The sequence below is a fragment of the Shinella zoogloeoides genome (assembly GCF_033705735.1).
GTDB classification, from domain to species: Bacteria; Pseudomonadota; Alphaproteobacteria; order Rhizobiales; family Rhizobiaceae; genus Shinella; species Shinella zoogloeoides_A.
In genome coordinates this window covers 1,985,539-2,002,007 of the sequence record NZ_CP131130.1, presented here as the reverse complement: position 1 = coordinate 2,002,007, position 16,469 = coordinate 1,985,539, and the positions used below count along the sequence as shown (strand labels likewise).

Here is a 16,469-nt window from a genome sequence, read left to right as displayed (position 1 = left end):
TGGATCCTCGGGGCAAGCCCGAGGATGACGGTGGGGAGGTGTGGACATCCGACCCATCGAACGGTGCGGCATGCGGTGCCGATTGATCGGTTCGAATACACTTCTTCTTTCGTCATCCTCGGGCTTGACCCGAGGACCCACGCCCCGAGAACGACGTCTGATCATCTCCCAAGCAAAAGCAGCTTGCGCCATCATGCGACCCCTGCCGCTCGACATGCGCTTTCGCCATGACTGACGCCAAGCCTCACCGACCAGCGCCGCTGCCGCACCGGCACTACCAATTTTCCCGTTCTGAACTTTCTTCACAACTTACTCTTGAAATTCGAACAAAACAAGAACATTGTGCGTGAAGGCGAAAGTCCGCGGTCGGGTGGTTGCCGAGGGTCCCGTGCTTGGCCAGAATGGAGGGAGAAAGTGCAGGTCATGATTCAGGCAAATCCCTCCGGTTCCCTCTCCGCCCTGTTCGATGCTGAGGTCGCCGATCCGCTCGACGTGCTCAAGCGCGTCTATGGCTACGACGCCTTCCGCGGCAAGCAGCAGGCGGTGGTGGAGCATGTGACGGCGGGGGGCGATGCCGTGGTGCTGTTTCCGACCGGGGCGGGCAAGTCGCTGTGCTTCCAGATTCCCGCGCTCTGCCGCCAGGGCGTCGGCATCGTCATATCGCCGCTGATCGCGCTGATGCGCGACCAGGTGGAGGCGCTGAAGCAGCTCGGCGTGAAGGCGGCGGCGCTGAATTCCTCGCTGACGCGGGACGAGTTCTTCGCCGTGCGCGACGCCATGCGCAGCGGCGATCTCGATCTTCTCTATGTCACGCCCGAGCGCATCGTCACGGATGGCTTTGCCGATCTCGTGGCGGAGGCCCGCATCGCGCTCTTCGCCATCGACGAGGCGCATTGCGTCTCGCAATGGGGGCACGATTTCCGGCCGGAATACCGCACGCTCGGCCTGCTCGGCGAGCGCTATCCCGGCGTGCCGCGCATTGCGCTGACGGCGACGGCCGATCCGCATACGCGCGAGGACATCATCGAGCGGCTCGGGCTCGAGGATGCCGAGGTCTTCACCACCAGCTTCGACCGGCCGAACATTTCCTACGAGATCGCCGAGCGCGACCAGGCGCGCCAGCAGCTCCTGCGCTTCCTGTCGCGCCACGAGGGAGAGAGCGGCATCGTCTATTGCCTGTCGCGCGCCAAGGTGGAGGACACGGCCGCGTGGCTGAACACGCAGGGCATTCGCGCGCTGCCTTACCATGCCGGGTTCGACCGAGCGGTGCGCGACGCCAACCAGGATGCGTTCCTGAAGGAGGAAAACCTCTGCCTCGTCGCCACAGTCGCCTTCGGCATGGGCATCGACAAGCCGGATGTGCGCTATGTCGCCCATCTCGACCTGCCGGGCTCTGTGGAGGCCTATTACCAGGAGACCGGGCGCGCGGGGCGCGACGGCCTGCCCTCCGAGGTCTGGATGGCCTATGGCATGGCCGACGTCGTGCAGCGGCGCAGGATGATCGACGAGGGCGGGGCGGCCGAGGAGGTGAAGCGCATCGAGCGCGCCAAGCTGACGGCGCTGCTCGCCATCTGCGAGACGGCAAGCTGCCGGCGCAAGGCCATCCTCGCGCATTTCGGCGAGGCCCATCCCGGCCATTGCGGCAATTGCGACACCTGCCGCAATCCGGTCGAGACCTGGGACGGCACGGAGGCCGCGATCAAGGCGCTCGCGGCGGTCTATCGCACGGGCGAGCGGTTCGGCGCGGGGCACGTCATCGATGTGCTGATGGGCACGGTCAACGAGAAGACGGAGCGCTTCGGCCATACGGAAATGCCGGTCTTCGGCGCGGGCAAGGATATCGCGCCGCGCATCTGGCAATCGATCTTCCGGCAATTGCTGGCCATGGGCCTCATCAGCGTCGACCATTCCGCCTATGGCGCGCTGAAGCTGGAGCCGGAGGCGCGCGCCGTCTTCCGCCACGAGCGGGAGGTGCTGTTCCGCAAGGACCGGCCGCAGGCGGGGCGCAAGGCGAGGGCGGGCGGCTCGCCCGCCGCCCGCGAGCGCGACAACCTTTCGGGTTCCGACCGGGAGCTCTTCGAGCTGTTGCGGGCCGAGCGCCTTGCCATCGCCAAGGATCTCGACGTGCCGCCCTATGTCGTCTTCCCGGATACGACGCTGATCGCGCTTGCGCGGGAACGGCCGGCCGATCTAGAGGAGCTTCTCGACATTCCCGGCATCGGCGTTTCCAAGCGCGACCGCTTCGGCGAGGCTTTCCTCGCCGTCATCGAGGATTTTGCGGGCTAGTTTTTTCGGGGCCTGTCGGAACGTTCGATCCCCCATCGTCCTTGTTGACGGTCAGCAGGAGGACGTTTTGATGAAAGTCACGCAGCATCTCTGGTTCGAGAAGGACATGGAGGCCGCCATCGGCTTCTATGCTACGCTCATTCCCGGCTCTTCCGTCCACTGGGTTACCCCCGTCATGGCCGATACGCCGAGCGGACCGGCCGGCAGCGTGAAGATTGCGAGCTTCACGCTCGGCGACCAGCGCTACATGGCCATCGAGGCCGGGCCGCTCGATCCCTTCAATCACAGCTTCTCCATCATGGTGGAATGCGAAACGCAGGGCGATCTCGACCGGCTGTGGGACGCGCTGAGGGAGGGCGGCTCGGTGGAGCAGTGTGGCTGGCTGAAGGATCGCTGGGGCCTTTCCTGGCAGATCGCGCCGACGCGGCTCGGCGAACTGATGAGCGATCCCGATCCGGACAAGGTGCGCCGCGTCACTGCGGCGATGCTGAAGATGGTCAAGCTCGACATCGCGCCGCTGGAGGCGGCTGCGGCGGGGTAGGCGGGCGCTTGCCCCTCATCCCGCTGCCGCGACCTTCTCCCCACAGGCGGGGAGAAGGGAGGGATGCCGGGGTTTCCCGGGTTCGCCGGCGTGAGAGGATCGGGAGGGCGTGGCTGCCTGATCCTTTCGGCATCGACCAGCGCACATCCATGCCCGCGGCAGGGCTGTCGCATATGGAATTCGGCATTGCCGCTCTTCCCTTCTCCCCTCGGGGAGAAGGTGACCCGAAGGGTCGGATGAGGGGTATCTGGAATAAAGCCGTTGATTTTGCCTGCCTTTGGCATCCCCTTCATCCGCCTGCCGGCACCTTGTAACTTCCCTTTATCCGCGAAAGCCGGTGTATTTGGCATTGCGGTGGCGGATGGCATCCCGCAGCACTTTTGGGACACCAAGCCCGCGGGAGAGCCCGGGTCTCCATCCGCCGTTCCATCGAACCCGAACAGTCGCCAGGGCCGCTCGACATTGCGAAGCCCGCTTAGGCAAGGATGGGATCGGATGGACAAGGTTGTCGTCGGTATCGACGTATCGAAGGACTGGCTCGACGTGCATGTCGCACCGTCGGGTGAACATTTCCGGGTCGGCAACGATCATGCCGGCGTGGAGGCGCTGATAGCCCGGCTGTCGTCGCACGGCCCCGCTCTGGTGGCGCTGGAGGCGACGGGCGGCTACGAGCATGTGGCGGTGGCGGCGCTTTCGGCGGCGGGGCTTGCCGTGGTGGTCGTCAATCCGGCACAGGTTCGCGCCTATGCGAATGCTCTGGGCAAACATGCCAAGACCGATCCGATCGACGCGGCAGTGATCGCGGCCTTCGTCGAAGCGGCCAAGCCCGACATACGTCCCTTGAAGGACGAGGCGGCGCGGGCCTTCGGCGAACTGGTGACACGGCGGCGCCAGATCGTGCAGATGATGGTGGCGGAAGAGAACCGCGAGCGGATGGCCGCATCCCCGCCCGCCCGCAAGAGCATCCGGCGCGTCCTGACGGCGCTGCGGCGCGAGCTGGAGAGCCTTGATGCCGATATGGACGACCGGATCCGCAAATCACCGTTGTGGCGGGTGCGCGAGAGGCTGTTGACCTCGGTGCCGGGCGTGGGACCGGCGGTGGCGCGCACGCTTTTGGCACATATGCCGGAACTGGGCAGCCTCGACCGGCGACAGATCGCGGCGCTGGCCGGGCTTGCACCGTGGACGCGGCAATCGGGCAAGTGGAAGGGCAGGAGCTTCATCGGCGGAGGCCGGAGCAACGTGCGGTCCGTGCTGTTCATGGCAGCCCTCGTGGCCAGTCGCCACAATGCGGTGCTCAAGGCCTTCCGCGATCATCTCGTGGCGGCCGGCAAGCCGAAGATCGTCGCCATCGTCGCAACCATGCGGAAGCTGCTGACCATGCTCAACGCCATCATCAGGGACCAAAGGCCATGGCAAAACACTTGACAACAAAGACAGTCGCTCTCCCCGCTGGGGAGAAGGGAGATGGGGAAACGGCTTCCCTTCAAAAATCGACAGCCCTCCCGCTTGCGGGGAATGAACTTGCCCCCGACGGCAATGATTGAGGAAACCGGCGCGTCATATCTCCTTCGCCCCGTTTACGGGGAGAAGGTGGCCGGCAGGCCGGATGAGGGGCTTTCGCCTACATCCGCACCGTCATCCCGCCATCCACCACCAGCACATGGCCGTTGACGAAGGAGGCGGCGTCGCTGGCGAGGAAGAGGGCGGCGCCGGCGATCTCGTCGGGGCGCGCCCAGCGCTGCACGGGAATGCGCTGGCGCACGAAGGGCGTCAGCTCGTCGTTGGCGGCCATCGCGGCATTGGTTTCCGTCGCGAACCAGCCGGGCGCGATGGCGTTGCTGGTGATGCCGAAGGGGCCGTATTCCACCGCCATGCCGCGCATCAGGCCGGTGAGACCGTGCTTGGCAGCGGGATAGATGCCGTCGTTCGGCAGCGCGACATGGCCGTTGATCGAGGTGACCGAGATGAGGCGGCCATGGCCGTGACGCTTCATGATCGCCGCCGCGTCGCGCGAAAGGCTGGCGGCGGCGGCAAGGTCGGTGAGGAGGAGCGCGTCGATGGCGGCATCCTCCATTTCGGAGAGCGGCCGGCGGTCGCGCGCGCCGACATTGTTGACCAGCACGTCCAGCCGCCCGTGCCGGCGCTCGATTTCGGCGAGCGTTTCGCGCTGGGCGTCGCGGTCGGCGATGTCGAAGGCGACGGCGGAGGCGCTGCCGCCGGCGGCAACGATTGCTTCCACCGCCCCGTCGAGCGTTGCGGCCGTCCGGCCCGTCAGCACGACATGCGCGCCGGCCTCGGCCAAGCCCTTCGCGATTTCGAAGCCGAGGCCGCGGCCGGCGCCGGTGACGAGGGCCACGCGGCCCTTCTGGGAAAACCTGTCCAATATCGTCATCGTCGCTTCCTTTCGTGGCGCCACCGGACAGAGGCGGGGCCTTCCTGTCAACCCCGGCGGGCGCGATGGCGGGCTTTGTCCTTTGCCGAAAAGGCGCTATGTCCGCGGCGGAAAGGATTTCGCCATGGCCCAGAACATCTACGACCAGCCCGCCTTCTTCGAGGGCTATTCCAGCCTTCCCCGCTCGGTCCACGGGCTTGCGGGCGCGGCGGAATGGGAATCGGTGCGCGCGCTGCTGCCCGATCTTGCGGGCCGCCGCGTCGTCGATCTCGGCTGCGGCTTCGGCTGGTTCGCGCGCCATGCCGCCGCGGAGGGGGCGAAAAGCGTGCTCGCCCTCGATCTTTCGGAAAACATGCTGGCGCGCGCGAAGGCGGAAACGCAATCGCCGGCCGTGCGCTACGAGATCGCCGATCTCGACCGGCTCGAATTGCCGAAGGACACCTTCGACTTCGCCTATTCCTCGCTCGCCTTCCATTATATCGCGGATTTCGACCGGCTGGTGCGCACGATCCATGCGGCGCTGGTGCCGGGTTCATCCTTCGTCTTCACCATCGAGCACCCGCTCTACATGGCACCCTCGGCGCCGAACTGGGCAGAGGTCGATGGCCGCACGGTCTGGCCGGTGGATGGCTATCTCGTCGAGGGGCCGCGCACGACGGAATGGCTTGCCAAGGGCGTCGTCAAGCATCACCGCACCCTCGGCACGACGCTGAATGCACTCATCGCCGCGGGGTTCGTCATCCGCCATGTCGAGGAATGGAAGCCGAGCGAGGCGCAGCTTGCCGCGCATCCCGAATGGCAGGTGGAACTCAACCGGCCGATGTTCCTGCTGATTGCCTGCGAGCGGCCCTGAAAACGGGACGACGGCCCTTTACGCCGGCTGCGGCTGCGCTAGAACTATGCCGTGGAGCCATTCGCCGGCGCTACGATAACAAGACAAGCCGGCGCTTATCGGAAGGGAAGCCGAGCCCATGAAGCAACCGACCTTGCCGCTTAACGGAGCCTGCCGTTGCGGGCGGGTGAAAATCCGCATCAGCGCGCCGCCGCTCCTGACCATGGCCTGCCATTGCACCGGCTGCCAGCGCATGTCGGCCAGCGCCTATTCGCTGAGCGCGGCGATCCCCTCGGAGGGCTTTGCCGTCACGGCGGGCGAGCCGGTCGTCGCCGGCGCCAGCCGCGAGGCGGGGCATCACTTCTGTCCCGATTGCATGACCTGGATGTTCACGCGGCCGGCGGGCATGGATTTCTTCGTCAATGTCCGGCCGACCATGCTCGACGACACCGGCTGGTTCCGGCCTTTCATCGAGACCTATACGAGCGAGAAGCTCACCTTCGCCGCGACCGGCGCCGTGCACAGCTACGAGAAATTCCCGCCGATGGAGGATTACGAGACGCTCGTCGCCGCCTATGCGGCGCGCGCGGCGTGAGCTGCCGCTCTTCGATCCGACATGTTCCTTCCAGCCGTGAGTGCGCGTCCATGACCTCTGCCTTCATCACCCATCTGCAATCCGAAATCGCCGGCCTCAAGTCGGCCGGCCTCTACAAGTCCGAGCGCGTCATCACCTCCAAGCAGGCGGGCGAGATCACTGCGACCTCGGGCGAGCGCGTGCTGAACTTCTGCGCCAACAACTATCTCGGCCTCGCCGACAACGAGGAACTGGCGGAGGCCGGCAAGAAGGCGCTCGACCGCTACGGCTACGGCATGGCCTCCGTGCGCTTCATCTGCGGCACGCAGGAGGAGCACAAGCAGCTGGAGGCGCGCATCTCCGCCTTCCTCGGGCTGGAGGACACGATCCTCTATTCCTCCTGCTTCGACGCCAATGGCGGCCTCTTCGAGACGCTGCTTTCCGAGGAGGACGCCATCATCTCCGATGCGCTGAACCATGCCTCGATCATCGACGGCGTGCGGCTCTCCAAGGCGAAGCGCTTCCGCTATGCCAACAACGACATGGCGGCTCTGGAGGAGGAATTGAAGAAGGCGGAAGGCAGCCGCTTCAAGATGATCGCGACGGACGGCGTCTTCTCGATGGACGGCATCATCGCCAATCTCGAGGGGGTCTGCGACCTTGCGGAAAAGTACGGTGCGATGGTCATGGTGGACGACAGCCATGCGGTCGGCTTCGTCGGCAGGCACGGCCGGGGCTCGGCGGAGCATTGTGGCGTGGAAGGCCGGGTCGATATCATCACCGGCACGCTCGGCAAGGCGCTCGGTGGCGCTTCGGGCGGCTATACGTCGGGCAGGCGGGAAGTGGTCGAATGGCTGCGCCAGCGCTCGCGGCCCTATCTCTTCTCCAACACGCTCGCCCCGGTCATCGCGGCCGCCTCGCTGAAGGTCTTCGATCTCATCGACAATGGCGATGCGCTCAGGAAACGGCTCTATGCCAATGCCGATCTCTTCCGCGCGGAGATGACGAAGCTCGGCTTTACGCTTGCGGGCGAGGGGCATCCGATCATTCCCGTCATGCTGGGCGATGCGAGCCTTGCGCAGGAGATGGCGAGCCGCATGCTGGAAAAGGGCGTCTATGTCATCGGCTTCTCCTTCCCCGTCGTGCCGCGCGGGCAGGCGCGCATCCGCACCCAGATGTCGGCCGCGCACAGCGAGGCGGATGTTCGCAAGGCGATTGACGTCTTCGCCGAGGTCGGACGCGAACTGGGCGTCATTTGAACTGCCTTCTGAATCCCTTGCGGAGTTTTCGTCATGTCGAACATGATGCGTGCGCTGGTTAAAGCAAAGCCTGAAGTCGGCCTCTGGATGGAGACCGTGCCGGTGCCGGAGGTCGGCCCTAACGACGTGCTGATCCGGGTGAAGAAGTCCGCCATCTGCGGCACGGACGTGCATATCTGGAACTGGGACCACTGGGCGCAGAAGACCATTCCGGTGCCTATGGTCGTCGGCCATGAATTCGTCGGCGAGATCGCCGAGGTCGGCTCGGCGGTCACGAAGTATCATGTCGGGGAAAGGGTCTCGGGCGAGGGGCACATTGTCTGCGGCAAGTGCCGCAACTGCCGCGCCGGGCGCGGGCATCTCTGCCACTATACCAAAGGCGTCGGCGTCAACCGGCCGGGCTCGTTCGGCGAGTTCGTCTGCATTCCCGAGCATAATGTCGTGCCGATCCCGGACGACGTGCCGGACGAGGTGGCGGCGATCTTCGATCCGTTCGGCAATGCCGTGCACACGGCGCTTTCCTTCGATCTCGTCGGCGAGGACGTTCTCGTCACCGGGGCAGGGCCCATCGGCATCATGGGGGCGATGGTGGCCAAGCGCTCCGGCGCGCGCAAGGTCGTCATCACGGATATCAATCCGGTACGCCTCGACCTTGCCCGCAAGGTCGGCATCGATCATGTGGTCGACGCCTCGAAAGAGGACCTCGCTACTGTCATGACGGAGATCGGCATGACGGAGGGCTTCGACGTCGGCCTCGAAATGTCCGGCGCCCCGCCGGCCTTCCGCTCGATGATCGACACGATGAACAATGGCGGCAAGATCGCCATTCTCGGCATCGCGCCCGACGGCTTCGGCATCGACTGGAACAAGGTGATCTTCAAGATGCTGACGCTGAAGGGCATCTACGGGCGCGAGATGTTCGAGACCTGGTACAAGATGATCGCCTTCGTGCAGGGCGGGCTCGACCTTTCGCCGATCATCACCCACCGCATCAAGATCGACGACTTCCGCGAGGGCTTCGAGGCGATGCGCTCGGGCAATTCCGGCAAGGTCGTCATGGACTGGTATTGATGCATGCCGCGCAAAAGTGTGCAGCGGTTTTGCGGCAACAGCATGCGTCTGAACAAAAGGAGGAACCGGGATGAAGTACAAGGGAAGCTGTCATTGCGGCAATGTCGCCTTCGAGGTGGAGGGCGAGTTCACCTCCGCGCTCGACTGCAACTGTTCCATGTGCCGGCGGCGCGGCGGGCTTCTGGCCTTCGTGCCGCGCGAGAACCTGCGGCTGACGGTGCCGGAGGAAAACGTCTCGACCTACACGTTCAACCGCCATGTCATCCAGCATCATTTCTGCGCCAGTTGCGGCATCGCGCCCTATGGCGAGGGGAGCGATCCGAAGGGTAACAGGATGGCGGCGGTGAACCTGCGCTGCATCCCTGCGGTCGATCTTGAAATATTGAGGATCGACAAGGTGGACGGGCGCTCGTTCTGAGGCAGGTGATTCGGTCGGGGGCGCCGGGCGCGTGCCCTTGTCTTTCCGGGATTTGCCCCTACATGAGGCTCAATCGCCCGGATCCGCCGACTTTCCTGTCCGCGAACCCGAATCGGAACCTTTTCCGGCTTTTTTGCCGGAAAAGCTTGACGTAACCGAAAATTCTGGGAATCACCATGGTTGGCTGAGAAGGAATGGGTACGGCGGATCGGGAAGTCATGTCAATTATGTTGCTCAGGCAACATTCCCACGATCCCGCGGGCCGGGATGTGGTTAATCGGGATTTAATTGTCAATCCGTTAGGTCAGGGACGCTGATTCGCGTTTGCGCATGCCGAAGGGCGATCGGCTGCGGAACCCCGACCGCTTGGAAACTGATGCTCAGGAAAGCGACGAAATAATATGGCGACAAAGGTCAAAGAGAACGAGGAAGTCGAAAACGAACGCGAAGGCGCATCCGACGGCCCTCTTCTCGATCTTTCCGATGATGCCGTCAAGAAGATGATCAAGGCCGCCAAGAAGCGCGGCTATGTCACGATGGATGAGCTGAACTCCGTCCTGCCGTCCGAGGAAGTCACCTCGGAGCAGATCGAGGACACGATGGCCATGCTTTCGGACATGGGCATCAACGTCATCGAGGACGAGGACGCCGAAGAGGCGGCCCAGACCGACGACGAAGGCGGCGACGACGACAACGAGAGCGAAGGCGGAGAGCTTGCTGCTTCCGGCGGCACCGCGCTTGCGACCGCCAAGAAGAAGGAGCCGACGGACCGTACGGACGACCCGGTGCGCATGTATCTGCGCGAGATGGGCTCCGTCGAACTCCTGTCGCGCGAAGGCGAAATCGCCATCGCGAAGCGCATCGAAGCCGGCCGCGAGACGATGATCGCCGGCCTCTGTGAGAGCCCGCTGACGTTCCAGGCCATCATCATCTGGCGGGATGAACTCAACGAAGGCCAGACGCTGCTGCGCGAGATCATCGATCTCGAGACGACCTATTCCGGTCCCGAGGCGAAGGCTGCCCCGCAGTTCCAGAGCCCGGAAAAGATCGAGGCCGACCGCAAGGCGGCCGAAGAGAAGGAAAAGAACCGCAAGCCGCGGGCCGCCAACGACGACGACATCACCAATGTCGGCGGCGAAGGCCTGCCGCCGGAGGAAGAGGAAGAGGACGACGACGAGTCGAATCTCTCGCTCGCCGCCATGGAAGCGGAACTGCGTCCGCAGGTCATGGAGACGCTCGACACGATCGCCGAGACCTACAAGAAGCTGCGCAAGCTGCAGGACCAGCAGGTGGAAGCCCGCCTGCAGGCGACCGGCACGCTCTCGCCCGCCCAGGAGCGCCGCTACAAGGAGCTCAAGGACGAGCTGATCACGGCCGTCAAGTCGCTGTCGCTCAACCAGAACCGCGTCGACAGCCTTGTCGAGCAGCTCTACGACATCTCCAAGCGCCTGATGCAGAACGAGGGCCGCCTGCTGCGCCTCGCCGAAAGCTACGGCGTCAAGCGTGACTCGTTCCTCGAGCAGTATTCCGGCGCGGAACTCGATCCGAACTGGATGAAGTCGATCGCCAACCTGGCCGCCCGCGGCTGGAAGGAGTTCGCCAAGAACGAGAACACGACGATCCGCGACATCCGTCAGGAGATCCAGAACCTCGCCACGGAAACCGGCATTTCCATCGCCGAATTCCGCCGCATCGTCTCGATGGTGCAGAAGGGCGAGCGCGAGGCGCGCATCGCCAAGAAGGAGATGGTGGAAGCCAACCTCCGTCTCGTGATCTCGATCGCCAAGAAGTACACGAACCGCGGTCTTCAGTTCCTCGATCTCATCCAGGAAGGCAATATCGGCCTGATGAAGGCGGTCGACAAGTTCGAGTATCGCCGCGGCTACAAGTTCTCCACCTACGCGACGTGGTGGATCCGGCAGGCGATCACCCGCTCGATCGCCGACCAGGCCCGCACGATCCGTATTCCGGTGCACATGATCGAGACGATCAACAAGATCGTCCGTACCTCGCGCCAGATGCTGCACGAGATCGGCCGCGAGCCGACCCCGGAAGAACTGGCCGAAAAGCTCGCCATGCCGCTCGAGAAGGTCCGCAAGGTCCTGAAGATCGCCAAGGAGCCGATCTCGCTGGAAACGCCGGTCGGTGATGAAGAAGACAGCCACCTCGGCGATTTCATCGAGGACAAGAACGCGCTTCTGCCGATCGACGCCGCCATCCAGGCGAACCTGCGCGAGACGACGACCCGCGTGCTGGCCTCGCTGACGCCGCGCGAAGAGCGCGTCCTGCGCATGCGCTTCGGCATCGGCATGAACACGGACCACACGCTGGAAGAAGTCGGCCAGCAGTTCTCGGTCACCCGCGAACGTATCCGCCAGATCGAGGCGAAGGCGCTGCGCAAGCTCAAGCACCCGAGCCGCAGCCGCAAGCTGCGCTCGTTCCTCGACAGCTGAGGCGGCGAAGAAACCGAAAAGCCCCGCGACCGAGAGGTCGTGGGGCTTTTTGTTTGTGGGATGTGTCTGTCCCTCATCCGGTTGCCGCCACCTTCTCCCCGCAGGCGGGAAGAAGGGGAGGATGCCTGGGTTTCCTCAAAAAAACACGGTCATGTGACTGGAAAAGGGTGCCGCATATCCCTTCGCCCCGCTTGCGGGGAGAAGGTGGCGGCAGCCGGGTGAGGGGCAATCGCCCCCGCCAAACTCACCATCCACCGCAGCTCTGCAACTGCCGCGCATAGTTGCCGGCCATGGTCGACGCCCGCTTGGCACCGGCCTTCGCCGTCGCGCTCCAGTTGCCGCGCTGGTAGCCGGTATGGCCGTGGTAATAGGCGATGTAGAGCCTGTAGGTGTCGTTGAGCGCGATGCCGTTCCGGCGGTTGCTCTCCGTGTGATACCAGCCGATGAAGCGGATGGCGTCGCGGAAATCGGTGCGGCTCGCGGACCAGCGGCCCGTCTCGCGCTTGTAGCGCGCCCAAGTGCCGTCGAGCGCCTGCGAGAAGCCGAGCGCCGTCGACTGGCGCTTCCAGGGAATGAAGCCGAAGAGCTTGGTGCGCGGCGGGCGGGCGTTGTGCCGGAAACCGGACTCCGCATAGACCGTCGCCATCAGCACGGGGACGGGCACGCCATATTCGCGCTCTACACTATAGGCGGCTTTCCGCCAGTTATCGAAGTAGCCGTCGCGCTGCTCGAAGATGGCGCAGGCATTCTGCGTCTGTCTGGGGACGGACGCACATCCGGCGAGCAGCAGGAGGACGACGATCAATACGCAACGCATCGTGGATCCTCAAAATTTCCGGGTGTTTATAAATGGTAAATCTTAACAATCCGTTTTGATTCAATTGCAGTGCATCCTTATGCCGGGTGCGCCCAAACCGCCCGGCAAAGGTGCAATTGCATTATTTTGTTGCGCTTTTTGCCCTGCCGGCCTAATCAATCCACAGCACGCCGGGCCTTCGCGCACGATTGTTCCGGAGCGTGAAAGTACCCCGTCCTGCTATCGGACACGGCCTGCGCCGTCCGGGCGCAGAATGGCTTGCGACCGGGCCCCTTGGCGGCCCCAGTTGAGGAGAGAACCATGAAGAAGCAGATTTTCGCCGGAGCCTTCCTTGCGGCCTCCGTCGCCTTTGCGCCGCTTGCCCATGCCGATATCGTCATCGGCCTCATCGCCCCGCTCACCGGCCCCGTCGCCGCCTATGGCGACCAGGTGAAGAACGGCGCGGAAGCGGCCGTCGACCAGATCAACAAGAACGGCGGCATCCTCGGCGAAAAGGTCGTGCTGAAGCTGACGGACGATGCTGGCGAGCCCAAGCAGGGCGTTTCGGCCGCCAACCAGATCGTCGGCGAAGGCATTCATTTCGTCGTCGGCCCGGTCACCTCCGGCGTTGCCATCCCGGCTTCCGACGTGCTGGCCGAGAACGGCATCCTGATGGTCACCCCGACCGCGACCGCGCCGGACCTTACCGCGCGTGGCCTTACCAACGTGCTGCGCACCTGCGGCCGTGACGACCAGCAGGCCGAAGTCGCCGCCGCCTATGTGCTGGCCAAGATGAAGGACAAGAAGGTCGCCATCGTCCATGACAAGGGCGCCTACGGCAAGGGCCTGGCAGACGCCTTCAAGGCGGCGCTCAACAAGGGCGGCGTCAACGAGGTGCTCTACGATTCCATCACGCCCGGCGACAAGGACTTCAGCGCGCTGGTCACGCGCCTCAAGTCCGAGGGCGTCGAAGTCATCTACTTCGGTGGCTACCATCCGGAAGGCGGCCTGCTCGCCCGCCAGCTGAAGGACATGTCGGTCAGCGCCACGATCATCGGCGGCGAAGGCCTCTCCAACAGCGAATACTGGGCGATCGGCAACGACGCTTCCGCCGGCACGCTCTTCACCAACGCGTCCGACGCGCTGAAGAGCCCCGACTCGCAGGCGGCCGTCGCCGTTCTCAAGGAAAAGGGCGTCCCGCCGGAAGCCTTCACGCTCAATGCCTATGCCGCCGTCGAGGTTCTGAAGGCCGGCATCGAGAAGGCCGGCAGCGCGGAAGACCCGGTTGCCGTCGCCACCGCCCTGAAGTCCGGCGAAGCCATCCCGACCGCCATCGGCAAGCTGACCTACGGCGAGACCGGCGACCTCACCTCGCAGAGCTTCTCGCTCTTCAAGTGGGAAGACGGCAAGATCGTCGACGCCGAATAAGGCTGTCGTCATTCGAATGCGGACGCCGGGGTTTTGCCCCGGCGTTTTCGTTTGTGGGCAGGGCTGCCCCTCATCCCGCTGCCGCGCCCTTCTCCCCGCAAGCGGGGAGAAGGGGAATGCCGGGCCGTTTTCCTGCAAATCGGACCGATGGGGGAAGAAGGCAACGGTCCCGCATGTTCCTTTTCCCCGCTTGCGGGAAGAAGGTGCCGGAAGGCGGATGAGGGGCCGTCCCTTACCGCCCCGCCCGGAACTTCTCCTTCAGCCGCGCGATGTCCGCCGCGCTCCAGTCCGTCACGTCCGTCACCGCGATCCACGGGTCGATATAGTGCTCGCCCGCATAGACATGCCCGAGCCCCATGGGCGTCGTCGTCGCCATCGCCATGTCGAGCGTCAGTTGCAGGAAGGTGACGACGGGGTACCACTGGAAGTCCGGCGAGACGTCCGGTCCGCGCGGCACGGCCATCCAGGCGGGTTGGCGGTAGAAGGAATAGGGGTCGTAGAAGACGATCGGATCGCTGGCATATTGCAGATAGACGATGCGCATCGGCCCCCAGTGGTCGCCCGCCTCGGGCAGGGCGTTGCGCTGGCTGGTGAAGCGCACATAGGAGCCGTCGCGGAAGCGCGGCAGCCAGGCGGGCGTGCCGGGGTTGCGCTCGGCCGTCATCTTGCGCCAGATGCGGCTGGGGAAGGGCGGCCCGGCCCAGAGCGCGCCCTGGTAGGGATCGCCGATCACCTCGAAGAGTTCCGCCGACTGCTCGGAGGAGAGGGCGCCGAGGCTGAGGCCGTAGAGGTAGAGCTTCGGCCGATGCGCCTTCGGCAGGGCGGTCCAGTGTTCGTAGACGGCGCGGAAGAGGGCGCGCGCCGCCTCCGCTCCGTAATCGGGCTCTGCCAGCAGCGAGAGCCAGCTTGCGAGATAGGAATACTGGATGGCGACGCTCGCGATATCGCCGTGGTGCAGGTATTCGACCGTGTCGATGCCCTCGGGATCGACCCAGCCGGTGCCCGTCGGCATGACGATGAGGAGCGTCGAACGCTCGAAGCCGCCGACGCGGATAAGCTCGTCGAGCGCGATCTTCGCCCGCGCCTCCGCCGTTTCGGCGGCGTTCAGCCCGGCATAGACCCGCAGCGGCTCCATGGCCGGCTTGCCGGTAAAGGCGGCGATGTCGGCGGATGACGGCCCGCTCGCCACGAAGGCGCGGCCCATGCGGCCGAGCTCGTCCCAGCGCACCAGCGAGGCGGCACTGCCCGACTTCATGGGATCGGTCGGCTCAGCCGTGTCCGGCTCGATCACCTGGTCGAGATGCCGGAAGGAGGAATCGGCCGTGTGCAGCACGAAGCGCAGGAGAAGCCCGTCCGCCAGCGTCCAGAACAGCGTCGCGGCGAGCGCCGTGCCGATGACATAGGAAAGGCGGCGCGGGGCCGCGCGGCGCGAGGTCCTGGCAAAGAGCCGGACCAGGAACGCGAAGAGCCGCCCGAGGCCGAACACCACGAGGAAGACGAGGAGCGCGATGAGGCCGACATAGAAGGGATGGGCGGTCTCGATCGGCGGCAAGTTCATCAGCGTGCGGATGGAGTTCTGCCACTCCGCCGTGCGCCAGAGGAAGACGAGCACGACGATGCCGGAAAGACCGCCCGCCACAATCATGATCCACCGCCGCAGGCGGTCCTTCGGCTCCGGCAGTTCCAGCCAGAACCACAGCGCGGAAAAGAGCGCGCCGAGGCCGTAGCCGCAGGCCATGGCGATGCCCGAGAGCATGCCCTGGGTGAGGTAGGTGCGCGGCAGGAGACTCGGCGTCAGCGACGCGGCGAAGAAAAGCGTGCCCAGCACGAGGCCGGTGGCGGAGAGGGAAAGGACGACCCGCCAGAACCAATCCCGCACGACAATCTCCCTTCCGCTTCAACGCCTTCGGGGTGCAAACCTCGCATGGCGGCCGAAGCGGCGCAAGCTGCCGCTGGCCGCCGGTGAAATAACCTCCCCCTTGTCGGATCGCGGAACTGACACACGTCCTTGTCATGTCCCAACAAGGAGGAAGCGGACATGGCCTATGTTGACGGGTTTCTGCTGGCGGTGCCGAAGGCCAATCTGGAGGCCTACAAGGCGATGGCGCGCACGGCGGGCGCGGTGTGGAAGGAATACGGCGCGATAGACTATGTGGAATGCGTCGGGGACGACGTTCCCTATGGCGAGCTCACCTCGTTTCCTCGCGCCGTGCTGGCGAGCGACGACGAGGTCGTGATCTTTTCCTGGATCACCTATGAATCGCGCGCGCGCCGCGACGAGGTCCTCGCCAAGGTCATGGCCGATGCCCGCCTGCAGGGCGACGACTGGAAGGACGTCTTCGACGGCAAGCGGATGATCTATGGCGGTTTCGAGGCCTTCGTCGAGTTGTGAGCGGCGGGCGGTTGCGCTATCACG

14 protein-coding genes are annotated in these 16,469 nt (G+C 64.8%); 11 read left to right on the top strand and 3 right to left on the bottom strand.

From position 1 onward, the window contains the following. The first annotated feature begins 423 nt into the window (after window positions 1–423). The 3 genes from recQ (at window position 424) to ShzoTeo12_RS10095 (ending at window position 4,255) form a co-directional block, all read left to right on the top strand. Window positions 424–2,286, top strand: coding sequence for a DNA helicase RecQ (recQ, locus tag ShzoTeo12_RS10105; protein ID WP_318912432.1), 1,863 nt, complete (start codon window positions 424–426; stop codon window positions 2,284–2,286). Window positions 2,287–2,353: 67 nt separating this feature from the next. Further along, window positions 2,354–2,827 carry a VOC family protein gene (locus tag ShzoTeo12_RS10100; protein ID WP_318909548.1) on the top strand — a complete coding sequence of 158 codons (474 nt, stop codon included), beginning with the start codon at window positions 2,354–2,356 and terminating at the stop codon, window positions 2,825–2,827. A 495-nt stretch (window positions 2,828–3,322) separates the two neighbouring features. Beyond that, window positions 3,323–4,255 carry an IS110 family transposase gene (locus ShzoTeo12_RS10095; RefSeq protein WP_318909409.1) on the top strand — a complete coding sequence of 311 codons (933 nt, stop codon included), beginning with the start codon at window positions 3,323–3,325 and terminating at the stop codon, window positions 4,253–4,255. Between the two features lie 196 nt (window positions 4,256–4,451). Here ShzoTeo12_RS10095 and ShzoTeo12_RS10090 read toward each other — a convergent pair whose 3' ends face one another. After that, on the bottom strand, window positions 4,452–5,222 hold the full coding sequence (locus ShzoTeo12_RS10090) for an SDR family oxidoreductase (protein ID WP_318909546.1): 771 nt from the start codon (window positions 5,220–5,222) through the stop codon (window positions 4,452–4,454). A 124-nt stretch (window positions 5,223–5,346) separates the two neighbouring features. Between ShzoTeo12_RS10090 and ShzoTeo12_RS10085 the strand changes: the two genes are divergently transcribed. The 6 genes from ShzoTeo12_RS10085 to rpoD all read left to right on the top strand — a co-directional run bounded on the left by ShzoTeo12_RS10085 (window position 5,347) and on the right by rpoD (window position 11,829). Further along, a complete protein-coding gene (locus ShzoTeo12_RS10085) occupies window positions 5,347–6,075 on the top strand; it encodes a class I SAM-dependent methyltransferase (RefSeq protein ID WP_318909544.1) in 729 nt (242 codons plus the stop codon). A 118-nt stretch (window positions 6,076–6,193) separates the two neighbouring features. Beyond that, window positions 6,194–6,649, top strand: a complete 456-nt coding sequence (locus ShzoTeo12_RS10080; RefSeq protein ID WP_318909543.1) for a GFA family protein — start codon at window positions 6,194–6,196, stop codon at window positions 6,647–6,649. 50 nt (window positions 6,650–6,699) lie between these two features. Then, window positions 6,700–7,887, top strand: coding sequence for a glycine C-acetyltransferase (locus ShzoTeo12_RS10075; protein ID WP_318909542.1), 1,188 nt, complete (start codon window positions 6,700–6,702; stop codon window positions 7,885–7,887). A 33-nt stretch (window positions 7,888–7,920) separates the two neighbouring features. After that, a complete protein-coding gene (tdh, locus tag ShzoTeo12_RS10070; protein WP_318909540.1) occupies window positions 7,921–8,958 on the top strand; it encodes an L-threonine 3-dehydrogenase in 1,038 nt (345 codons plus the stop codon). 70 nt (window positions 8,959–9,028) lie between these two features. Next, the gene (locus ShzoTeo12_RS10065; protein WP_318909539.1) at window positions 9,029–9,376 is read left to right on the top strand and encodes a GFA family protein; all 348 of its coding nucleotides are present in this window, start codon (window positions 9,029–9,031) and stop codon (window positions 9,374–9,376) included. A gap of 401 nt (window positions 9,377–9,777) precedes the next feature. After that, window positions 9,778–11,829 carry an RNA polymerase sigma factor RpoD gene (gene rpoD / locus ShzoTeo12_RS10060; RefSeq protein ID WP_119257072.1) on the top strand — a complete coding sequence of 684 codons (2,052 nt, stop codon included), beginning with the start codon at window positions 9,778–9,780 and terminating at the stop codon, window positions 11,827–11,829. Between the two features lie 244 nt (window positions 11,830–12,073). Here the strand turns inward: rpoD and ShzoTeo12_RS10055 are convergent, their stop codons facing one another. Beyond that, window positions 12,074–12,646 (bottom strand): hypothetical protein, encoded by a 573-nt coding sequence (locus ShzoTeo12_RS10055; protein ID WP_119257074.1) that lies wholly within the window; start codon window positions 12,644–12,646, stop codon window positions 12,074–12,076. Between the two features lie 300 nt (window positions 12,647–12,946). Here ShzoTeo12_RS10055 and ShzoTeo12_RS10050 point away from each other — a divergent pair, with 300 nt between their 5' ends. Continuing rightward, entirely contained in the window at window positions 12,947–14,053 is a 1,107-nt protein-coding gene (locus tag ShzoTeo12_RS10050) for an ABC transporter substrate-binding protein (protein ID WP_119257075.1), read from the top strand. Between the two features lie 232 nt (window positions 14,054–14,285). Here ShzoTeo12_RS10050 and ShzoTeo12_RS10045 read toward each other — a convergent pair whose 3' ends face one another. Further along, window positions 14,286–15,932 (bottom strand): alpha/beta hydrolase, encoded by a 1,647-nt coding sequence (locus tag ShzoTeo12_RS10045; protein WP_318909535.1) that lies wholly within the window; start codon window positions 15,930–15,932, stop codon window positions 14,286–14,288. A 159-nt stretch (window positions 15,933–16,091) separates the two neighbouring features. On the opposite strand from ShzoTeo12_RS10045, the gene ShzoTeo12_RS10040 reads away from it, so the two are divergent. Then, complete coding sequence (locus tag ShzoTeo12_RS10040; RefSeq protein WP_318909534.1) at window positions 16,092–16,445, top strand: DUF1428 domain-containing protein; 354 nt, start codon at window positions 16,092–16,094, stop codon at window positions 16,443–16,445. The last annotated feature ends 24 nt before the right edge of the window (window positions 16,446–16,469 follow it).

What these genes read in the sequence shown, in the direction of transcription:
- recQ (WP_318912432.1), top strand. Translation starts at nt 424, where the DNA reads ATGATTCAGGCAAATCCCTCCGGTTCCCTCTCCGCCCTGTTCGATGCT.
- ShzoTeo12_RS10095 (WP_318909409.1), top strand. Translation starts at nt 3,323, where the DNA reads ATGGACAAGGTTGTCGTCGGTATCGACGTATCGAAGGACTGGCTCGAC.
- ShzoTeo12_RS10090 (WP_318909546.1), bottom strand. Translation starts at nt 5,222, where the DNA reads ATGACGATATTGGACAGGTTTTCCCAGAAGGGCCGCGTGGCCCTCGTC.
- ShzoTeo12_RS10085 (WP_318909544.1), top strand. Translation starts at nt 5,347, where the DNA reads ATGGCCCAGAACATCTACGACCAGCCCGCCTTCTTCGAGGGCTATTCC.
- ShzoTeo12_RS10080 (WP_318909543.1), top strand. Translation starts at nt 6,194, where the DNA reads ATGAAGCAACCGACCTTGCCGCTTAACGGAGCCTGCCGTTGCGGGCGG.
- ShzoTeo12_RS10075 (WP_318909542.1), top strand. Translation starts at nt 6,700, where the DNA reads ATGACCTCTGCCTTCATCACCCATCTGCAATCCGAAATCGCCGGCCTC.
- tdh (WP_318909540.1), top strand. Translation starts at nt 7,921, where the DNA reads ATGTCGAACATGATGCGTGCGCTGGTTAAAGCAAAGCCTGAAGTCGGC.
- ShzoTeo12_RS10065 (WP_318909539.1), top strand. Translation starts at nt 9,029, where the DNA reads ATGAAGTACAAGGGAAGCTGTCATTGCGGCAATGTCGCCTTCGAGGTG.
- rpoD (WP_119257072.1), top strand. Translation starts at nt 9,778, where the DNA reads ATGGCGACAAAGGTCAAAGAGAACGAGGAAGTCGAAAACGAACGCGAA.
- ShzoTeo12_RS10055 (WP_119257074.1), bottom strand. Translation starts at nt 12,646, where the DNA reads ATGCGTTGCGTATTGATCGTCGTCCTCCTGCTGCTCGCCGGATGTGCG.
- ShzoTeo12_RS10050 (WP_119257075.1), top strand. Translation starts at nt 12,947, where the DNA reads ATGAAGAAGCAGATTTTCGCCGGAGCCTTCCTTGCGGCCTCCGTCGCC.
- ShzoTeo12_RS10040 (WP_318909534.1), top strand. Translation starts at nt 16,092, where the DNA reads ATGGCCTATGTTGACGGGTTTCTGCTGGCGGTGCCGAAGGCCAATCTG.